General features: G+C 66.8%; 17 protein-coding genes and 1 pseudogene. 15 read left to right on the forward strand and 3 right to left on the reverse strand.

Annotated features, from left to right (window positions below):
• Positions 1 to 211: 211 nt before the first annotated feature.
• The 11 genes and pseudogenes from rimP to ACP15H_RS25210 all read left to right on the forward strand — a co-directional run bounded on the left by rimP (position 212) and on the right by ACP15H_RS25210 (position 13156).
• Positions 212 to 721, forward strand: coding sequence for a ribosome maturation factor RimP (gene rimP, locus ACP15H_RS25160; protein ID WP_425068869.1), 510 nt, complete (start codon positions 212 to 214; stop codon positions 719 to 721).
• A 36-nt stretch (positions 722 to 757) separates the two neighbouring features.
• Positions 758 to 2296, forward strand: coding sequence for a transcription termination factor NusA (gene nusA / locus ACP15H_RS25165; RefSeq protein WP_425068870.1), 1539 nt, complete (start codon positions 758 to 760; stop codon positions 2294 to 2296).
• A 14-nt stretch (positions 2297 to 2310) separates the two neighbouring features.
• Positions 2311 to 2937, forward strand: coding sequence for an RNA-binding protein (locus ACP15H_RS25170; RefSeq protein WP_425068871.1), 627 nt, complete (start codon positions 2311 to 2313; stop codon positions 2935 to 2937).
• A 32-nt stretch (positions 2938 to 2969) separates the two neighbouring features.
• Positions 2970 to 5696 carry a translation initiation factor IF-2 gene (infB, locus tag ACP15H_RS25175; protein WP_425068872.1) on the forward strand — a complete coding sequence of 909 codons (2727 nt, stop codon included), beginning with the start codon at positions 2970 to 2972 and terminating at the stop codon, positions 5694 to 5696.
• 52 nt (positions 5697 to 5748) lie between these two features.
• Positions 5749 to 6156: a 30S ribosome-binding factor RbfA gene (gene rbfA, locus ACP15H_RS25180; RefSeq protein WP_425068873.1), complete on the forward strand. Its 408-nt coding sequence runs from the start codon at positions 5749 to 5751 to the stop codon at positions 6154 to 6156.
• Between the two features lie 84 nt (positions 6157 to 6240).
• Positions 6241 to 7146, forward strand: a complete 906-nt coding sequence (gene truB / locus ACP15H_RS25185) for a tRNA pseudouridine(55) synthase TruB (protein WP_425068874.1) — start codon at positions 6241 to 6243, stop codon at positions 7144 to 7146.
• A 16-nt stretch (positions 7147 to 7162) separates the two neighbouring features.
• On the forward strand, positions 7163 to 7432 hold the full coding sequence (gene rpsO, locus ACP15H_RS25190) for a 30S ribosomal protein S15 (protein ID WP_425068875.1): 270 nt from the start codon (positions 7163 to 7165) through the stop codon (positions 7430 to 7432).
• Positions 7433 to 7634: 202 nt separating this feature from the next.
• Positions 7635 to 9770, forward strand: coding sequence for a polyribonucleotide nucleotidyltransferase (gene pnp / locus ACP15H_RS25195; RefSeq protein WP_425068876.1), 2136 nt, complete (start codon positions 7635 to 7637; stop codon positions 9768 to 9770).
• A 216-nt stretch (positions 9771 to 9986) separates the two neighbouring features.
• Positions 9987 to 11525: a DUF1254 domain-containing protein gene (locus ACP15H_RS25200; protein WP_425068877.1), complete on the forward strand. Its 1539-nt coding sequence runs from the start codon at positions 9987 to 9989 to the stop codon at positions 11523 to 11525.
• A gap of 199 nt (positions 11526 to 11724) precedes the next feature.
• Positions 11725 to 12714 (forward strand): annotated as a pseudogene (locus ACP15H_RS25205) (Bug family tripartite tricarboxylate transporter substrate binding protein).
• Between the two features lie 277 nt (positions 12715 to 12991).
• Positions 12992 to 13156, forward strand: coding sequence for a hypothetical protein (locus ACP15H_RS25210; RefSeq protein ID WP_425068878.1), 165 nt, complete (start codon positions 12992 to 12994; stop codon positions 13154 to 13156).
• Positions 13157 to 13165: 9 nt separating this feature from the next.
• On the opposite strand, the gene ACP15H_RS25215 is transcribed toward ACP15H_RS25210, so the two are convergent.
• The 3 genes from ACP15H_RS25215 to fabA are packed head-to-tail and all read right to left on the reverse strand — an operon-like array spanning position 13166 to position 15808.
• On the reverse strand, positions 13166 to 14014 hold the full coding sequence (locus ACP15H_RS25215) for an enoyl-ACP reductase FabI (RefSeq protein ID WP_425068879.1): 849 nt from the start codon (positions 14012 to 14014) through the stop codon (positions 13166 to 13168).
• A gap of 7 nt (positions 14015 to 14021) precedes the next feature.
• Positions 14022 to 15269 carry a beta-ketoacyl-ACP synthase I gene (gene fabB, locus ACP15H_RS25220; RefSeq protein ID WP_425068880.1) on the reverse strand — a complete coding sequence of 416 codons (1248 nt, stop codon included), beginning with the start codon at positions 15267 to 15269 and terminating at the stop codon, positions 14022 to 14024.
• On the reverse strand, positions 15269 to 15808 hold the full coding sequence (fabA, locus tag ACP15H_RS25225) for a 3-hydroxyacyl-[acyl-carrier-protein] dehydratase FabA (protein WP_425068881.1): 540 nt from the start codon (positions 15806 to 15808) through the stop codon (positions 15269 to 15271). The genes fabB and fabA overlap by 1 nt, the downstream gene beginning before the upstream one ends.
• A gap of 135 nt (positions 15809 to 15943) precedes the next feature.
• On the opposite strand from fabA, the gene irrA reads away from it, so the two are divergent.
• From irrA to ACP15H_RS25245, 4 genes are all read left to right on the forward strand, one after another.
• Positions 15944 to 16351: an iron response transcriptional regulator IrrA gene (gene irrA, locus ACP15H_RS25230; protein ID WP_425068882.1), complete on the forward strand. Its 408-nt coding sequence runs from the start codon at positions 15944 to 15946 to the stop codon at positions 16349 to 16351.
• A 122-nt stretch (positions 16352 to 16473) separates the two neighbouring features.
• Complete coding sequence (locus ACP15H_RS25235) at positions 16474 to 16893, forward strand: rubrerythrin family protein (RefSeq protein ID WP_425068883.1); 420 nt, start codon at positions 16474 to 16476, stop codon at positions 16891 to 16893.
• Positions 16894 to 16970: 77 nt separating this feature from the next.
• Complete coding sequence (locus ACP15H_RS25240; protein WP_425068884.1) at positions 16971 to 18329, forward strand: heterodisulfide reductase-related iron-sulfur binding cluster; 1359 nt, start codon at positions 16971 to 16973, stop codon at positions 18327 to 18329.
• Positions 18329 to 18913: a DUF3501 family protein gene (locus tag ACP15H_RS25245; protein WP_425068885.1), complete on the forward strand. Its 585-nt coding sequence runs from the start codon at positions 18329 to 18331 to the stop codon at positions 18911 to 18913. The genes ACP15H_RS25240 and ACP15H_RS25245 overlap by 1 nt, the downstream gene beginning before the upstream one ends.
• The last annotated feature ends 2 nt before the right edge of the window (positions 18914 to 18915 follow it).

Raw genomic sequence — 18915 nt, forward strand, 5'->3', positions numbered from 1 at the left:
CCTTTGAATGGGGGTGACACTATATATAGAGGGTGGATCAGGTCCCCCCATAGAGCATGCTGGAATCCCTTGCCAGTCGGCAGGCAGGAGCCTATATCCGCGCCATCCTCATCGGGTTCACGGGATGAACCAAAGAAAAAGAGTGGGCCGAAAACCCGCTCTTTTCATTTGGCCCCTCCCAACCGCCCAAACATCGAGAAGTGCCGCCCGCGTGACCGATCTGCTGCGTCGAATCGAAGACATCGTTGCCCCGACGATCGTCGGCATGGGCTTCGAGTTGGTTCGCGTCGCCCTGAGCAAGGGCGGGACTCTGCAGATCATGATCGAGCCCGCCGATGGAAGGTCCCTGGACGTCGAGGATTGTGCGACCGTGTCGCGCGCCGTCTCGGCCGTTCTGGACGTCGAGGACCCGATCACCGAAGCCTACACGCTGGAAGTGAGCTCGCCCGGCATCGACCGGCCGCTCACCCGCCCCAAGGATTACGTGCGCTGGGCGGGGCACATCGCCCGGCTCGAGACCGCGCTTCCGGTGGAGGGACGGCGCCGCTTCAAGGGAACGCTGCTCGGGCTGGAGGACAATCTGGTCCGCCTGCGCCTCGACGACGGCAAGGAAGCCGCGGTGCCGCTCGAAGCCGTGACCCGCGCCAAGCTCGAACTGACCGACCGCCTGATCGAAGAACACCGTCTGGCCGCCGAGGGTGCGGCCGGGCAGACCCACTGAACGGACTGGCTAAAGCTTAAGGAAGAGGGAAGAGACATGGCGACGACAGCCGATATCCCGCGCCTCGAAATGCTGCAGGTGGCCGACATGGTCGCCCGTGAAAAGGGCATCGAGCGCGAGGAAGTGCTCGAGGCGATGGAACAGGCCATCCAGAAGTCCGGCCGCGCCAAGTACGGTCTGGAGCACGACATCCGCGCCGAAATCGATCGCAAGACCGGTGAGATCAAGCTGCTGCGCTACATGCAGGTCTCCGACGTGATCGAGAACGAGAACACCCAGGTCTCGGTAGCCGACGCCCAGCGCCGCAATCCCGAGGCCCAGGTCGGCGACTTCCTGACCGACGAGCTGCCCCCGATCGACTTCGGCCGCGTCGCCGCCCAGACCGCCAAGCAGGTCATCACGCAGCGCATGCGTGAGAGCGAGCGCAAGCGCCAGTACGAGGAATTCAAGGACCGCATCGGCGAGATCGTGTCGGGCGTGGTCAAGCGCGTCGACTACGGCAACATCACCGTCGACCTGCAGCGCGCCGAGGGCGTGATCCGCCGCGACGAGACGATCCCGCGCGAGAGCCTGCGCGTGAACGATCGCGTGCGCGCCTATATCTTCGACGTGCGCGAGGAGCCGCGCGGCCCGCAGATCTTCCTGTCGCGCAGCCATCCCCAGTTCATGGCCAAGCTGTTCATGCAGGAAGTGCCCGAGATCTACGACAACATCATCGAGATCAAGGCGGTGGCCCGCGATCCGGGCAGCCGCGCCAAGATCGCGGTGCTGAGCCACGACAGCTCGATCGATCCGATCGGCGCCTGCGTCGGCATGCGCGGCAGCCGCGTGCAGGCAGTCGTGCAGGAACTGCAGGGCGAGAAGGTCGACATCATCCCGTGGTCGAACGACACGGCGAACTTCATCGTCAACGCGCTGGCCCCGGCCGAGGTCAGCAAGGTGCTGATGGACGAGGAGAAGAACAAGACAGAGGTCGTCGTTCCCGACGACCAGCTCAGCCTGGCGATCGGTCGCCGCGGCCAGAACGTGAAGCTCGCGTCACAGCTCACCGGCTGGGAGATCGACATCATGACCGAGACCGAGGAGAGCGAGCGCCGCCAGAAGGATACGCGCGAGCGCACCGAACTCTTCAAGGCCACGCTCGATGTCGATGACGTGATCGCCCATCTGCTGGTCGCCGAAGGCTATGCCTCGGTCGAGGACGTCTCCGACGCCGCAGTCGAGGACCTGGCCACGGTCGAGGGCTTCGACGAGGAAATCGCCACCGAGCTGCAGCGCCGCGGCCGCGAATATCTCGAGAAGCGCGACGCCGAGCTGGCCGAGCGCCTGGCATCGCTGGGCGTCGCCGAGGACGTGGCCAACGCCGAGGGCCTGACCCTGCCGATGGTGGTGGCGCTGGGCGAGGCGGGCGTGAAGACGCTCGACGACCTGGCCGACCTGGCCTCCGACGAGCTGCGCGAGATCGTGGGCGAGAGCACCATGGATAACGATGCCGCCAACGCCATCATCATGAAGGCGCGCGAGCACTGGTTCGCCGACGAGGCCGCACCGGCCGACGAAGCGGCCAAGGCCTGACGGAGAAGACGCCCTTGGCCCTTGCCTTCGCCATGACCGAACCCCATCTCTCGGCACCTCCCGCCAGCCCGATGCGCACCTGCATCGCGACCGGCGTCGAAGGTGCGCCCGAGACGATGATCCGGTTCGTCGTGGGGCCGGAAGGCGAGGTCGTGCCGGATCTGGCGCGGCGGTTGCCGGGGCGTGGCATGTGGGTGCGGGCCGAGCGCGCCGCGTTGGAACGGGCGGTCGAGAAGAAGTTGTTCTCCAGAGCTGCACGTGCGCCGGTGAAGGCATCGGCCGACCTCGTGGACAGGGTCGAGCGGTTGCTGCTCGAACGTGTCCTGGGCGACCTCGGGGGCGCGCGCCGCGCCGGCCGTGCGGTCGCGGGCTTCGTGAAGGTCGAACAGATGATCGGCCGCCACCAGGCAGGACTTCTCGTCGTCGCTGAGGATGCGGACGGGGACGGACTACAGAAGCTGCGGGCGACCGGTCTGCCGCTGGAGCGGCTGGCCGATGCGGCCGCGCTGGGCGGAATCTTCGGCCGCGAACAGGCGGTCTACGTGGCGATCGCCCGCGATGATGCGGGCGGCGCCTTCATTGAACGAATTTCTGTCGGGGCAGCGCGTTGGCGCGGGTTCCGGCTGAACGGCGCCGGTTGACGGGCCGGAGCGGACCAAGGACAACAGCCGACATGACGGATCAGAACGAACAGAGCAAATCGACCAAGCCGCTGACCCTCTCGACGACGCGCACGGGCGCGGCCTCGAAGGCAGACGCGACGCAGGTGCGCCAGAAATTCTCGCACGGGCGTACGCGCGCGGTAACGGTCGAGGTGAAGAAGCCGGTGAAGCGGGCCACGCCCCCGCCCGCCGCAGCGGCTGCGCCCCCTCCTGCGGCGCCCGCTCCGGCGCCCGAAGCGCCCAAGGCGGCTGCGCCGGCACCCGCCGGACGCACGCTGAAACTCGGCAGCGGTGGCGGCCAGGCGCCCGCGCCGTCGGTCAACCGTGCGCCGGGACCGACCCGGCAGCCGGGCGGTCGTGGGATCGTGCTGCGCACGCTCACCGAGGAAGAGAAGGAAGCGCGCGCGCGCGCCCTGGTCGATGCCAACCGCGACGCGGAAATCGCGCGCAAGCGCGCCGCCGAGGAAGCCAGCCGCCGCGCCATCGAGGAAGAGGCTCGCAAGAAGGCCGACGAGGAGCATCGCAAGCGCCTCGCCGAGGAAGAGGCCCGCAAGAAGGCCGAGGAAGAGGTCAAGCGCAAGGCCGACGCGCTCGTCCAGAAGCGCCTCGACCAGTCGCCGCCGACCTCGGCGCCGGCCACGGTTGCCCGTCCCGCACCCGGGACCGATGCGCGTCCTGCGCCGCCGCCGGCGGCCGCGGCACCGGCCGCTCCGGCTGCGCCGATTCGCCGTCCGGTCGGCCCGTCCACCAGCGAGGCGCTCCGCCGTCCGCCCCCGCGTCCGCCGCTGGCCATCAAGCGCCCGGCGCAGCCGACGGGCGCGCGTCGCGAGGCACCCAAGCGCCGCAACGACAAGGTCGATGTCGGTCGCGCGGTCGCGGGCGAGAACGATTTCCGCAGCCGGTCTGTGGCGCAGCAGCGTCGCCGACTGGAGCGCGAGCGTCGCCAGCAGTTCGGCAACGAGCCGCAGCAGAAGGTCTATCGCGAAGTCACGATCCCTGAATCGATCACGGTTCAGGAACTCGCGGCGCGTATGTCGGAGCGCGGTGCCGACGTCATCAAGACGATGATGCGCATGGGCGTGATGGCGACCATCAACCAGGCGATCGACGCCGATACGGCCGAACTGGTCGTGACGGAAATGGGTCACCGCTACAAGCGTGTCACGGAAAGCGACGTCGAGACCGGCCTCGCCGATGTCCCCGATGCCGACGAGCTGATGCAGCCGCGTCCGCCCGTCGTCACGATCATGGGCCATGTCGATCACGGCAAGACGTCGCTGCTCGACGCGCTGCGCGCCACCGACGTGGCGGCACACGAAGCCGGCGGCATCACCCAGCATATCGGCGCCTACCAGGTGACTCTGCCGTCGCAGCAGAAGATCACCTTCCTCGACACGCCAGGCCACGAAGCGTTCACCGCCATGCGCGCCCGTGGCGCCAAGGTGACGGACATCGTCGTGCTGGTCGTGGCCGGGGATGACGGCGTCATGCCGCAGACCAAGGAAGCGATCGCCCATGCCAAGGCGGCGGGCGTGCCGATCATCGTGGCCATCAACAAGATGGACAAGCCGGGCGCGGACGCGAGCCGCGTTCAGAACGAACTGCTGCGCGAGGAGATCCAGGTCGAAGCGCTGGGCGGCGAGGTCCAGTCGATCGAGGTGTCGGCGACCAAGCGGATGAACCTCGACAAGCTCGAGGAAGCCATCCTGCTGCAGGCCGAGGTGCTCGAACTGAAGGCCAATCCCGATCGTGACGCCGACGGTGTCGTGATCGAAGCCAAGCTCGATCCGGGCCGCGGTTCGGTCGCCACGGTGCTGGTCCAGCGCGGTACGCTGATGGTCGGCGACATCCTGGTGGCCGGCTCGGTCTGGGGCCGCGTGCGGCGTCTGGTCGACGACCATGGCAAGCCCGTCGAGGATGCCGGTCCGGCCTTCCCGGTCGAGGTTCTGGGTCTCGCCGGCACGCCGCAGGCGGGTGACGAGTTCCACGTCGTGGAGAGCGAGGCGCGTGCGCGCGAGATCGCCGACTTCCGCGTCCGGCGCGATCGCCAGCTCGAGCTGGCGCGGGCCGCGGGCGGCCGCGGCACCCTCGAGGAGATGATCAAGGGCATCCGCGAGGGTACCGCCAAGGAACTGCCGGTGCTCATCAAGGCGGACGTGCAGGGTTCGGCGGAAGCGCTGGCCGGCGCGCTGTCGCGGCTGGGCACCGAGAAGGTCATCACGCGCGTCGTCTACAGCGGAGTCGGCGGCATCAGCGAAGCCGACATGACGCTGGCCAAGGCGTCGGGCGCGCTGATCATCGGCTTCAACGTGCGTGCGAATCCGCAGGCCCGTGAGATCGCCAAGCGCGACAAGGTCGACATCCGCTACTACTCGATCATCTACAAGGTGACCGAGGACATGCAGGCACTGATGGTCGGCCTCCTCGACCCGACCTACAAGGAGACGCTGGTCGGCAACGCGCAGATCCGCGAAGTCTTCAAGGTCACCAAGTCCGGCAACGTCGCCGGTTGCATGGTCACCGATGGCAAGGTCACGCGCGGCAACAAGGTTCGCCTGTTGCGCGACAACGTCGTGATCCACGAGGGCACGCTGAAGAGCCTGCGTCGCTTCAAGGACGAAGTGAAGGAAGTGCAGCACGGCTTCGAGTGCGGCATGGCCTTCGAGAACTACGAGGACATGAAGGTCGGCGACATCGTCGAATGCTTCGACGTCGAGCAGGTCCAGGCGACGCTGTAGCGATTTCGCCTCCCCCGATCACGGGGGAGGCGAGAACCAAGAGGAAAATCCCATGTCGCGGCGTCGCTCGTCCGACAAAGAAAATCGTGCCCCCGGCCAGCGCCAGCTGCGCGTCGGCGAGGAGATCCGCCATTTGCTGGCCGATCTCCTCGAGCGCGGCAACATGCGCGATCCGGATCTGCGCGACGCCACGATCACCGTGACGTCGGTCGATGTCAGCCCGGACCTGCGCAACGCCACGGCCTATGTCATGCCGCTGGGCGGCGACGATCAGGAACGGCTGCTGGCGGCGCTGCGCCGCGCGGCGCCCTGGTTCCGCGGCCGGGTCAGCGAGAAGGCCGGCCTGCGCACCGCCCCCGAGATTCGTTTTGCCATCGATCGCACCTTCGACGAGGCCGACAAGATCGGAGCGCTCCTGCGCCGGCCTGACGTCGCCCGCGATATCAAGGACGAGGAGTGAGTGCAGCCGGTCTGGTCGACGGCTGGCGCCTAGGGTCCTGACGGCCTAAACGAGCGCGATGGAACTCGAGAGCGGCGCGCTCGCATGAGCCGCAGGAAAAAGGGCGAGAAGGTCGATGGCTGGATCGTGCTCGACAAGCCGGTCGGGCTGGGCTCGACGCCGGCCGTCAGCCGCGTGCGCCGGCTGTTCGGCGCCCAGAAGGCGGGACACGGCGGCACCCTCGATCCGCTGGCCAGCGGGATCCTGCCGATCGCGCTCGGCGAGGCCACCAAGACGGTGCCCTTCATCATGGATGCGCGGAAGGAATACCGGTTCACCCTGCGCTTCGGCGAAGCCCGCGCGACGGAGGACGCCGAAGGCGAGGTCACGGCCACCAGCGAGGTCCGGCCGACCGATGCCGCCCTCTCGGCCGCGCTGCCCGCCTTCCTGGGCGAGATCGAGCAGATGCCGCCGGCCTTCTCGGCCCTGAAAATCGACGGAAAGCGGGCCTACGATCTCGCCCGGGCCGGCGAGACCGTCGAGTTGAAGGCACGTCGGGTCCTGATCGAGCGGCTGGAGTTCATGGGCCGCCCCGACAGCGACCACGCAGATTTCGTGGTCCAGTGTGGCAAGGGCACCTATATCCGGTCCCTCGGGCGCGACCTTGCGTTGGCGCTCGGCACCGTCGGGCACCTGTCGGCACTGCGCCGGACGGTTGTGGGACCCTTTCGGGAAGAAGGGTCCATTTCGCTTTCCAAACTGGAGGCCCTCGGGCATATTCCCGCGCTCTTCGGGGCTCTGGCTCCCGTTGCGACCGCGCTGGACGACATCCCGGCGCTGGCCCTGACGGAAGCCCAAGCGAGCCGGTTGTGCCAAGGCCAGCCGGTGCTCTTGACCCGGGACGCACCTCCGTCCGGCGCACTCGTTCGCGCCGAGGTCGGCAGCAGGCTCGTGGCGCTGGTCCGTTCGGACGGCGTCGCTCTCCAGCCGGTGCGCGTGTTCAACCTTTAGTTTCAGGAGATGACCGATGTCGATTACAGCCGACCGCAAGGCGGAGCTGATCAAGACGTATGCCCAGGCAGAAGGCGACACGGGTTCGCCGGAAGTCCAGGTCGCTATCCTCAGCGAGCGTATTTCCAACCTCACCGAGCATTTCAAGGGCCACGCGAAGGACCACCATTCGCGCCGCGGTCTGCTGAAGATGGTCGGCCAGCGCCGCCGTCTGCTCGACTATCTCAAGTCGCGCGACAACAAGCGCTACGCCACGTTGATCGAGCGTCTGGGTCTGCGTCGCTGATCCTTCGGCCCCATCCTCGGATGGGGCCTTTTCGCGTCGCGTCGCCCGGTCCCCGTGAGTTCGGCCGGCTGACGCGACTTCGCAGTAACCGGGAAGGCAGGGGCGAGAGCAAACGCCTGGCCCGGTCCTGTCGGCGCAAGGGCGCCGATGGGCGGTCGCAGCCAAACGGGGGCAGGCGACCGTGATGGAAAGGATGAATGAGATGTTTGAAGTTTTTCGCAAGGAAGTCGAGTGGGCCGGGCGCAAGCTCGTGCTCGAGACCGGCAAGATCGCGCGCCAGGCCGACGGCGCCGTGATGGCGACCTACGGCGGCACCACCGTGCTGGCCGCCGTCGTGTTCGAGAAGAAGCCGAAGCCCGGCCTCGATTTCTTCCCGCTGACCGTGAACTACCAGGAGAAGGCATTCGCTGCGGGCAAGATCCCCGGTGGCTTCTTCAAGCGTGAGGGCCGTCCCAGCGAGAAGGAAATCCTGACCTCGCGCCTGATCGACCGCCCGATCCGCCCGCTGTTCCACGAGAGCTATCGCAACGAGACGCTGGTCGTCGTCACGACGCTGGCCCACGATCTCGAGAACGATCCCGACATCCTGGCGATGGTCGCGACCTCCGCGGCGCTGACGATCTCGGGCGTGCCCTTCATGGGTCCGATCGGCGCGGCGCGCGTCGGCTACAGCGATGGCAAGTACATCGTGAACCCGACCAAGGCCCAGCTCGAGACGAGCTCGCTCGATCTCGTCGTCGCCGGCACCAAGGAAGGCGTGCTGATGGTCGAATCGGAAGCCAAGGAGCTTTCCGAGGACGTCATGCTGGACGCCGTCATGGAGGCCCATCGCTCGTTCCAGCCGGTGATCGACGCGATCATCCAGCTCGCCGAGCATTGCGCCAAGGATCCGCTGCCGCTCACCGATCCGTCGGAAGCGTCCAAGACGGTGTCCGAGAAGCTCAAGGCCGAGATGCGGGCTAAGCTGGTCGAGGCGTTCGCCGAGACCCAGAAGCAGGCTCGCCAGGCCAAGATCGGCGCGGTGAAGACCGAAGCCAAGAAGCTGTTCGAAGGCGACGAGGCCGCCCTGGCCGCGTTCGGCGAGCAGTTCGGCAACCTCGAGGCCGACGTCGTCCGCAACGCCATCCTCGACACCGGCAAGCGCATCGACGGCCGCGATACCAAGACGGTCCGCCCGATCGTCGCCGAAGTCGGCATCCTGCCGCGCGCCCACGGCTCCTCGCTGTTCACGCGCGGCGAGACGCAGGCGCTGGTCGTGACCACGCTCGGCACCGGACAGGACGAGCAGATCATCGACGCGCTCGAGGGCGAGTACCGCGAGCACTTCATGCTGCACTACAACTTCCCTCCCTACTCGGTGGGTGAAGTGCGTCGCATGGGTTCGCCCGGCCGCCGCGAGATCGGCCACGGCAAGCTCGCCTGGCGTGCGATCCGTCCGATGCTGCCGTCGAAGGACAAGTTCCCGTACACGATCCGCATCGTCTCGGAGATCACCGAGTCGAACGGCTCCTCCTCGATGGCCTCGGTCTGCGGCGGCTCGCTGGCGCTGATGGATGCCGGCGTGCCGATGGAGCGTCCGGTGGCGGGCATCGCCATGGGCCTGATCAAGGAAGGCGACCGCTACGCCGTCCTGTCGGACATCCTGGGCGACGAGGATCACCTGGGCGACATGGACTTCAAGGTCGCCGGCACGGAGCGGGGCATCACCTCGCTGCAGATGGACATCAAGATCACCTCGATCACCGAGGAGATCATGAAGGTCGCGCTGGGCCAGGCCAAGGACGGCCGCATCCACATCCTGGGCGAAATGGCCAAGGGTCTGGGCGGCGCGCGTGAGGGCGTCGCGTCGACCGCGCCGCGCATCACGCAGTTCACGATCCCCAAGGACAAGATCCGCGAAGTGATCGGCACGGGCGGCAAGGTGATCCGCGAGATCACCGAGCAGACCGGCACCAAGATCGACATCGAGGACGACGGCACGATCAAGGTCGCGGCAGTGGACGCCAAGGCCGGCCAGCGCGCCATCGACTGGATCAAGGGCATCGTGGCCGAGCCGGAAGTCGGCGTGATCTACACCGGCAAGGTCGTGAAGACCGTCGAGTTCGGCGCCTTCGTGAACTTCCTCGGGGCGCGCGATGGCCTCGTGCACATCTCGGAACTGGCGCCGCGCCGCGTCGCCAAGGTGACGGACGTCATCAAGGAAGGCGACCAGGTCAAGGTCAAGGTCCTGGGCGTCGACGATCGCGGCAAGGTCCGCCTCTCGATGAAGGTGGTCGACCAGGAGACCGGCGAGGACATCTCGAACAAGCCGGTCGACGAGGCTCCCGCCGGCGAGTAATCGCCCATCGATCGATAAAAGAACGGCGGCCCATGGGCCGCCGTTTTTGTTTGTGCATTCCCCTATCAGGCGGTTGCCGGGGCCCGCATCGCTACGTCCACTCAAGCGCCGTGCCGCAGACGCACCTGACAACTATTCACAGTCTCGATGCGGTTAGATTTCATCCGCGGCCGAAATGTGCGAGAACGCGCCGGTCTTGGGGAGGGGAGTGGACCGATGAAACCGATAAAGCTGGTGTTCGCAGCATGCGCCGCGACCGTCGCGATGGCGTCCGCTGGCGGAAGTATCCTCGCCCAACCCCTGACCGGGACGCCGGCGCCCCCGGCCTACAAGTTCACCACGCCGATGCCGCCCGGCGTCGTCGTGCCCGACAGCGTGGATACACGACTCGGCCCGTTGCGCTTCTTGGGCGGCGTGCCGGACCAGGCGAGTACCGACAGGATCTACGACAATCTCGACTTCCAGCGGGCGGTTCAGGCCTATCTGCTCGCCCTTCCGGTGGTCAACCAGATGGCCAACCGCGCAGCCATCCTCGCGATGGGCCCGGCGAACACCACCGTGCCGATCTGGGAGCAGCTGGTCGATTCGCGCACCGTCGAGCTGACCGCCAACGACAACACGCCCTATACATGGTTCTGGATCGACCTGCGCACGGGCCCGCTGGTGGTCGAGGCGCCGCCCAAGGTTCTCGGCCTGGTCAACGACATCTGGTATCGCTGGGCCGGCGATATCGGCTTCACCGGGCCGGACCGCGGCGAAGGCGGCAAATTTCTCATCCTGCCGCCCGGCTACAAGGGCGAGGTCCCGCCGGGCTACCACGTCATCCGTCCGGGCAGCCTCAGCGTCTGGGTCGCATGGCGCAGCTTCGTCGTCGACGGCAGCCCGGCGCCGGGCGTGGACCTCGTCAAGAAAACGACGAAGGTCTATCCGCTCGGCCAGTCCGCCGCGGCGTCGCCGATGAACTTCCTCGACATGTCGGGCAAGCCCTTCAACATGGTGGGGCCCGGCGACTTCCGCTTCTGGGAACTGCTGAACGAGGCGGTGCAGAACGAGCCGACCGAGGCGGTCGATCCGACGACGCTCGGGTTCTGGGCATCGATCGGCATCCAGAAGGGCAAGCCCTTCGCGCCCGACGAGCGGATGAAGAAGATCCTCACCGAAGCGGCCGTCGTCGGCGACGCCACCGGGCGGACGCTGTTCTACCGGAACCGCGAGAAGGAGGCGTTGTTCTTCGACAATCGGAAATGGAAGCGGCCGTTCATCGGCGGCTACCGGTTCGAATGGCAGCCCGGCGTCGCCAACCTCACCGGCAGCGCCATGTACTTCTTCGCCGCCACCGGCGTCACGCCGGCAATGGACACGCAGATCGTGGGCGAGGGCTCGACCTATCCGTGGACCGCGACGGACGCCGACAACAACCCGCTCGACGGCGGCAAGAGCTACAGGCTGCACCTTCCGCCGCACGTCCCGGTCAAGACCTTCTGGTCGGTGATCGTGTACGACGCCCAGACTCGTTCGATGCTCCAGACCGATGCGCGGTTCCCGAGCGTGAGCAGCCAGAACAGGTCGGTGCAAGCCAACCCCGACGGCTCGGTGGATGTGTTTTTCGGCCCCAAGGCGCCGCCGGGCCGCGAGAGCAACTGGATCCAGACCGTCCCCGGCAAATCGTGGTTCACGATCCTGCGCCTCTACGGCCCGCTCGAACCGTGGTTCAAGCAGGAATGGCGGCCGGACGACATCGTCCTGCTGCCGTGACGAGCTGGCCGGGCTGACGCTGACTCGCTTTTTTGTCTGGACGGGCGAAGCGCGCCCGCCCGGACACTGCCCCGGACACTGCAGCGCGCTTTCATCTTCCGACAGGCGCTCGAAGAACCTGTAGAGACGGAATGCCGGAGTCGACTTCGGTGGGGCGCGTCCTCTAGCGTGCGGCCCGACTATTGCTGTGTGTGGGCCCATGAAAATCTCGCGACGTCTCCTGACAACTCTCCTGGGCACGGCGCCTCTGGCGGCAGCGGTCCAGGCCAACGCCCAATCTCCGAGCGATTGGCCGACGCGGCCGGTGCGGTTCCTCGTGCCATGGCCGGCGGGCGGCCTGAACGACGTGATCGCACGCGCGTTCAACGACAGGGTCTCGAAGGCGCTGGGCCAGACGGTGATCACCGACTTCAAGGCCGGCGCCGCCGGCCGCATCGGCGTGACCGAGATCGCCAAGGCCAAGCCCGACGGCTACACGATCGGCATGGGCAACCTCGGCCCGCTCACCATCTTCCCGTCGCTGTACAAGCAGATGCCCTACAGCGTGAAGGACGACCTGATCCCCATCACCATGTTCGCCGCCTCGCCGCTGGTGCTGGTGGTCGCGGGCAATTCGCCGATCAAGACGGCGCAGGAACTCATCGCCGCCGCCAAGGCCCAACCGGGCGTGATGAACTTCGCCTCGGTCGGGCCGGGCAGCCCCGCGCATCTCACCTTCGAGCTGCTGAAGAAGCGCACCGGCATCGACGTCGTCCACGTCCCCTTCAAGGGCACCAATGAATCGCTGCCGGCGCTGTTCGCGGGCGACATCCAGACGACGTTCGACACGCTTCCCAGCCTGCTGCCGCACATCCAGGCGGGCCGGCTGCGCGCGCTGGCGGTCACGACCTTGCAGCGCGTGCCGCAGCTTCCCGACGTGCCGTCGCTCAAGGAACTGTCGCTCGCCGATTCCGAGGTCGTCTCGTGATACGCGCTGATCGCGCCGGCCGGCACGCCGGCACCGATCGTCGACCGCCTCTACAAGGAATACACCGCCGCCGCGCAGACGCCCGACGTGCAGAAGCTGCTGTCGGACCAGGGGCTCATCTACCTGCCCAACACGACGGCGCAGTTCCAGGCGCGCATCGCCGAAGAAACCGCGCGCTGGGCCCAGCTCATCAAGGAGAACAAGCTCGAGCTCGATCAGTAGCTATCGGAGCCTTCCAATAAGGACCTCACCCTGAGAGGCTGGCCGGAAATGAATTGAATCGATTCAAGCACTTACCTCATCCTGAGGAGCGCCGCGAAGCGGCGCGTCTCGAAGGATGGGCAACAGGCAAGGTGCGCGTTCCCACCCCAGCGCGGAGGTTACTCCGCGCGACGAGACACATCGCTGCGCGATGTTCCTCAGGGTGAGGTTATTGGGGCTGTTCATAGCCCCTTGTTTTAGCTGCATTCATTCCGGCCAGACTCTCAGGATGAGGGGTGTGGTTCGACAGAAGGCACGGCGGGAAGCGAAGGCCGACGGTCGGATACTCACCAGCCAGTTTTCTGTCGCATGCGATTCGCAGCGCGAGCGGATCGAGATGAAGCTGACATCGGGCCTGGAGCCCGGCGCGCTGGCGACCACGATGGATATCGTGATCGCCTGAAGCGACGGCCTACTGTTCGCCGCTGGCGCTCGGCACCGCGCTGCCGTCGTGCGGCAGGCCGATCGCGTGATAGCCGGAATCGACGAAGTGGACCGTGCCCGTGACGCCGGCACTGAGGTCCGACAGGTAGTAGAGCGCGGCGCCGCCGACATCGCTCAATTCGACGTTGCGGCGCAGCGGCGCGGCCTCGCGCGAGACGCGATAGACGTAGCGCGCGCCGCCGATCACCGCGCCGGCCAGGGTGCGCATCGGGCCGGGCGAGATCGCGTTGACGCGCACGCCCTGCGGGCCGAGATCGGCCGCGAGATAGCGCACGCTGGCCTCGAGCGCGGCCTTGGCTACGCCCATCACGTTGTAGGACGGCATCACCCGCGTCGAGCCTTCGTAGGTCAGCGTGATCATGCTGCCGCCCTCGGTCATCAGCGGCAGCGCGCGGCGCGCGATCTCGGTGAACGAGTAGCAGGAGATGGTGAGGCTGCGCTGGAAGTTCGCCTTGGTCGTGTCGACATAGCGGCCCTTCAGCTCCTCCTTGTCGGAGAAGGCGATGGCATGGACCACGAAGTCGAGCCGGCCCCATTCCTTCTTCAGCGTCGCGAACAGGGTGTCGAGGCTCGCTTCGTCCTCGACATCGGCCTCGACGACGAGGGTGGAGCCGAGCTTCTGCACCATCGGCAGCACGCGCTTGCCGAAAGCCGCGCCCTGATAGGTGAAGGCCATCTCGGCGCCTGCGGCATGCAGCGCCTGGGTGATGCCCCAGGCGATCGAGCGGTCGTTGGCGACGCCCATGACGAGGCCGCGCTTACCCGCCATCAGCCCGTCGACTTTGGGAAAGCCGGAGCCGTCAGTCCGATCTGACATCGATGCCTCAGTGATCGTAGCGGGTGAACAGGAGGCAGGCGTTGGTGCCGCCGAAGCCGAAGCTGTTCGACATCACGGTCTGCAGGCCGGCCTTGTCGATGCGCTCGCGGGCGATGGGATAGCCCTCGGCTCCGGGGTCGAGATTCTCGATGTTGGCGGAGGCGGCGATGAAGTCGTCCTTCATCATCAGCAGCGAATAGATTGCCTCGTGGGCGCCGGTCGCGCCCTGGCTGTGCCCGGTCAACGACTTGGTCGAGCTCACCGTGGGCAGCTTGTCGGGTTGCTTGTCGCCGAACACGGCGCGGATGGCGTCGAGCTCGGTGATGTCGCCGACCGGCGTCGCGGTGCCGTGCGTGTTGACGTAGTCGACCGGGGTGTTGCGACGCGGCGAGTCCGGGAAACCCGCGAGCGCGAGCTTCATGCAGCGCAACGCGCCCTCGCCGGAGGGGGCGACCATGTCGGCGCCGTCGGACGTGGCGCCGTAGCCGATCACCTCGGCGTAGATCTTGGCGCCGCGCGCCTTCGCCGTCTCGAGTTCCTCGAGCACCAGGATGCCGCCGCCGCCGGCGATGACGAAGCCGTCGCGATCGCGGTCATAGGCGCGGCTCGCGCGCTGCGGCGTATCGTTGAACTTCGACGACATGGCGCCCATGGCATCGAACAGCACGGAGAGCGTCCACTCCAGCTCTTCGCCGCCGCCCGCGAACATGCGGTCGGCCTTGCCGAGCTGGATGGTCTCGACGGCGTTGCCGATGCAGTGTGCCGAGGTCGAGCAGGCCGAGCTGATCGAATAGCTCGGCCCCTTGATCTTGTAGGCGGTCGCGAGGTTCGCCGAGACGGTGCTCGACATGGCGCGCGGCACCTGGAAGGGACCGACGCGCTTGGGGCCCTTTTCCTTGGCGGTCAGGGCCGCCTGCACGATGGCGCCGGTCGTCGGTCCGCCCGAGCCGGCAATCAGGCCGGTGCGCTCGTTCGAGATCTCGGCCTCGCCGAGGCCGGCATCGGCGATCGCTTCCTTCATGGCGAGCCAGGCATAGGCCGCCCCGTGGCCCATGAAGCGCATGAGGCGCCGGTCGACCAGCTCCTCGACATTGAGCTTCAGGGTGCCGGCGACCTGGCTGCGGAAGCCGAGGTCGCGATATTCCGGCATGAACTCGATGCCCGACTTGCCTTCCTTCAGCGACTGCGTGACTTCGGCGGCGTTGTTGCCGATCGGGGAGACGATCCCGAGACCCGTGACGACGACGCGCTTCATCAGGCTGCCGCTCCGGCCGCCACCGGGCCATCCTTGACCAGGCCCACCTTCATATCGATCGCCTCATAAACCGGGTTTCCGTCGGCCGTCACGAAACCGTCGCCGACGCCCATGACGAGGCGGCGCAGGATCAGACGCTTCGGGTGTACGTGATAGGTCAGCTTCTTGACCGTCGGCACGATCATGCCGGTGAGTTTGACTTCGCCCACGCCGATCGCCCGGCCGCGGCCCGGCGCCTTCATCCAGCCCAGGAAAAAGCCCAGCATCTGCCAGAGTGCATCCAGGCCCAGGCAACCGGGCATCACCGGATCGCCCTTGAAATGGCAGGCGAAGAACCAGAGCTCGGGCTTCACGTCCAGCTCGGCGATGATCTCGCCCTTGCCGTACTTGCCCCCGGTCGAATCGATTTTGACGATGCGGTCGAACATCAGCATGGGCGGCAGCGGCAGCTGTGCATTCCCGGGGCCGAAAAGGTTACCCTTGGCGCATTCGATCAAGTCTTCGAAAGTATAGCTATTCTTCTGCTCGTGCTCGCTCACATTCACCGTCCCAAAGGCCGCCCCGGAGGGCTTCGGAGCCAGAATAGGGATGCCGGACGCCGGGCGCAAACGGACCGCATCGGCGAAACATGCCCTTTCCTTGTCTCTTTCACCTGCGTACATAAGATTGCAATCATGACAGACAATGGCCCCGACTATACCGTCAGCCTGCGTGCTGCAGGCCTGCGACCGACGCGTCAGCGCGTCGCGTTGGCGCGGGTGCTCTTCGAGGGCGGCCATCGCCATGTCACTGCAGAGAGCCTGCACGCCGAGGTCAAGGCGACCCGCATGCCGGTCTCGCTGGCGACCGTGTACAATACGCTGAACCAGTTTCGCGATGCCGGTCTCCTGCGCGAGGTCGTCGTTGCCCCCGGGCGCTCCTATTTCGATACCAATACCGGTCATCACCACCACTTCTTCGTCGAGACCGACGGGGAACTGTGTGATTTTCCGTCCGACGCCGTGACCATCGCCGGCCTGCCGGCGCCGCCCGAGGGCACGACGCTCTCCCGGGTCGACGTCATCGTCCGCGTCCGCCGTTAAGGCGATTGCGAAGCGTTTGCAATAACTTAGAACGGTTCTAAGGTTCTTGACGCCGTCGCGCACCGGCTCCTAAATCCCCTCGTGAGATTGGCCGATGGGCCGATCGCAAAGGGAGAAGAAGCATGGCGACTCTGAAGGGCTCCAAGACCGAAGACAATTTGAAGGCGGCTTTCGCCGGCGAGAGCCAGGCCAATCGCCGTTACCTGTATTTCGCCCAGAAGGCCGACGTCGAGGGCTACAACGACGTCGCCGTCGTCTTCCGTTCGACCGCCGAGGGCGAGACCGGCCACGCGCACGGCCATCTCGAGTTCCTCGAGGTGAGCGGCGATCCGGCCACCGGTCTGCCGATCGGCCCGACCGACAGCAACCTCAAGGCCGCGATCGCCGGCGAGACGCACGAGTACACCGACATGTACCCGGGCATGGCGCGCACCGCGCGCGAGGAAGGGTTCGCCGAGGTCGCCGACTGGTTCGAGACGCTGGCGAAGGCCGAGAAGAGCCACGCCGGCCGCTTCCAGAAGGCTCTCGACACGATGGGCTGAGCCCAACCGGCTCGTTCGAAGGGGACCCCGCGCGGGTCCCCTTTTTCTTCCCGCTCCCCTTCACAAAGCGAATCCCCATGCGCGAAGGCAGCCTCGAAGCACCGATCCGCCACGACCTCGATTGGCAGAACCCCTGGTTCTGGGACGAAAAGGCGCTCGAGAAGGAGATGGAGCGGGTCTTCGACATCTGTCACGGCTGTCGTCGCTGCTTCAACCTGTGCGATTCGTTCCCGCGCCTGTTCGACCTGATCGACAACGGCCCGACCGGCGAACTCGACGGGGTGAAGAAGGAAGACTACGCGCAGGTCGAGGAAGCCTGCACGCTCTGCGACATGTGCTTCATGACCAAGTGCCCCTATGTGCCGCCGCACGAATGGGCGCTGGATTTCCCCCATCTGATGCTGCGCCACCGCGCCGTGCAGGCGCGCAAGAAGGGCGTCGGCTTCGTCGATCGGCAGCTTGCCGACACCGATCGCACCGGCCGGCTGGGCACGTTCTTCGCCTCGGCCGCGAACTGGGCGACCGACGAGCACAATACGACGACGCGCCAGAGCATGGAGCGCCTGGCCGGCATCCATCACGGGGCGCGGCTGCCGCGCTATGCCGGCGAGACTTTCGAGATCCGCGCCCGCCGCGAGGGCGCCGTGCTCAACGAGGCGGCGCCGGCCTTCGGCAAGCGCAAGGCGGTCCTCTATGCGACCTGCTTCGTGAACTTCAACAACACCGACATCGGCGCGGCGGCGCGCGCCGTGCTGGCGAAGAACGGCGTCGAGACCGAGGTCGTGCATCCGGCGTGCTGCGGCATGCCCAAGCTCGAGCTGGGCGACATCGAATCGGTGGCCAACGCGGCCAAGGAGGTCTCGGCGGCCCTGCTGCCGTGGGTCGACAAGGGCTACGACATCATCGCGCTGACGCCTTCCTGCGCCCTGATGCTCAAGTTCGAATGGAAGCTGATCTGCCCCAAGGATCCGGGCCTCGAGCGCCTGTCGAACGCCACCTTCGACCTTTCCGAATACGTCGTCGACATCGCCAAGAAGCACGGTCTGGCGCCGGGCCTGGAGCCGCTCGAAGGCGGTGTCAGCGTCCACCTCGCCTGCCATGCGCGGGCGCAGAACATGGGCGCGAAGGCCGCCGAGATGCTGCGCCTGGTGCCCGGCACGCGCGTGGCGGTGATCGAGCGCTGCAGCGGCCATGGCGGCATCTGGGGCGCGCGGACGGAGAATTTCGAGACCGCCGTGAAGGTCGGCAAGCCCGCCGCGCAGGCCGCGCTCAAGAACGACACCAGCTTCGTCGCGTCCGAATGCCCGCTGGCGGCCGATCACCTGATGCAGGTGATGGAAATGACGGCGGGCGACCAGGTGCCGAAGCCGTCGCGTGCGAGCCATCCGATCGAACTTCTGGCGCAGGCCTACGGGCTTGCAGGGACGGACAAGTGATGACGCGCAAGATCGACGCCTCCGACATCATCCCGATCGCGGAATACGCGAAGCTGCGGGCCGAGCGTCGCAAGCAGATCTCTGAGATCAAGAAGCACCGCCGGCTCGAAGTCGGCCCGTTCGCGACGTTCTATTTCGAATCCTTCGACACGATGCTGCATCAGGTGCTCGAGATGCTGTTCATCGAGAAGGGCGGCGCCGAGCAGCTCCCCGACGAGCTCGCGGCCTACAATCCGCTGATCCCCACGGGCAGCGAGCTTGTCGCCACCGTGATGTTCGAGATCGACGATCCGCTGCGACGCGCGCGCGTGCTCGGCATGCTGGGCGGTGTCGAGCACACGGCCTTCATTCGCGTGAACCGCGAGACGGTCCGCGGCGTGCCGGAAGACGACCAGGAGCGTTCGCGCGAGGACGGCAAGGCCTCGTCCGTCCAGTTCATCCGCTTTCCCTTCACGGCCGCGCAGGTCGCGGCCTTCAGGAGCGGGACCGGCGACGTCGTCGTCGGTTTCGACCACGCCAACTACGGCCACATGGCCGTGATGTCGGCTCCCGTGCGTCAGGCGCTGTCGGCCGACTTCGCCTGAGC

Origin of the sequence: Reyranella sp., from assembly GCF_965249915.1 — a bacterium.
In the GTDB taxonomy this organism is placed as follows: Bacteria; Pseudomonadota; Alphaproteobacteria; order Reyranellales; family Reyranellaceae; genus Reyranella.

Coding starts and splice junctions, on each gene's coding strand:
- ACP15H_RS25200 (WP_425068877.1), top strand. CDS start 9,987: ATGAAACCGATAAAGCTGGTGTTCGCAGCATGCGCCGCGACCGTCGCG.
- ACP15H_RS25235 (WP_425068883.1), top strand. CDS start 16,474: ATGGCGACTCTGAAGGGCTCCAAGACCGAAGACAATTTGAAGGCGGCT.
- infB (WP_425068872.1), top strand. CDS start 2,970: ATGACGGATCAGAACGAACAGAGCAAATCGACCAAGCCGCTGACCCTC.
- ACP15H_RS25215 (WP_425068879.1), bottom strand. CDS start 14,014: ATGTCAGATCGGACTGACGGCTCCGGCTTTCCCAAAGTCGACGGGCTG.
- rpsO (WP_425068875.1), top strand. CDS start 7,163: ATGTCGATTACAGCCGACCGCAAGGCGGAGCTGATCAAGACGTATGCC.
- rbfA (WP_425068873.1), top strand. CDS start 5,749: ATGTCGCGGCGTCGCTCGTCCGACAAAGAAAATCGTGCCCCCGGCCAG.
- truB (WP_425068874.1), top strand. CDS start 6,241: ATGAGCCGCAGGAAAAAGGGCGAGAAGGTCGATGGCTGGATCGTGCTC.
- nusA (WP_425068870.1), top strand. CDS start 758: ATGGCGACGACAGCCGATATCCCGCGCCTCGAAATGCTGCAGGTGGCC.
- pnp (WP_425068876.1), top strand. CDS start 7,635: ATGTTTGAAGTTTTTCGCAAGGAAGTCGAGTGGGCCGGGCGCAAGCTC.
- ACP15H_RS25240 (WP_425068884.1), top strand. CDS start 16,971: ATGCGCGAAGGCAGCCTCGAAGCACCGATCCGCCACGACCTCGATTGG.
- irrA (WP_425068882.1), top strand. CDS start 15,944: ATGACAGACAATGGCCCCGACTATACCGTCAGCCTGCGTGCTGCAGGC.
- ACP15H_RS25245 (WP_425068885.1), top strand. CDS start 18,329: ATGACGCGCAAGATCGACGCCTCCGACATCATCCCGATCGCGGAATAC.
- fabB (WP_425068880.1), bottom strand. CDS start 15,269: ATGAAGCGCGTCGTCGTCACGGGTCTCGGGATCGTCTCCCCGATCGGC.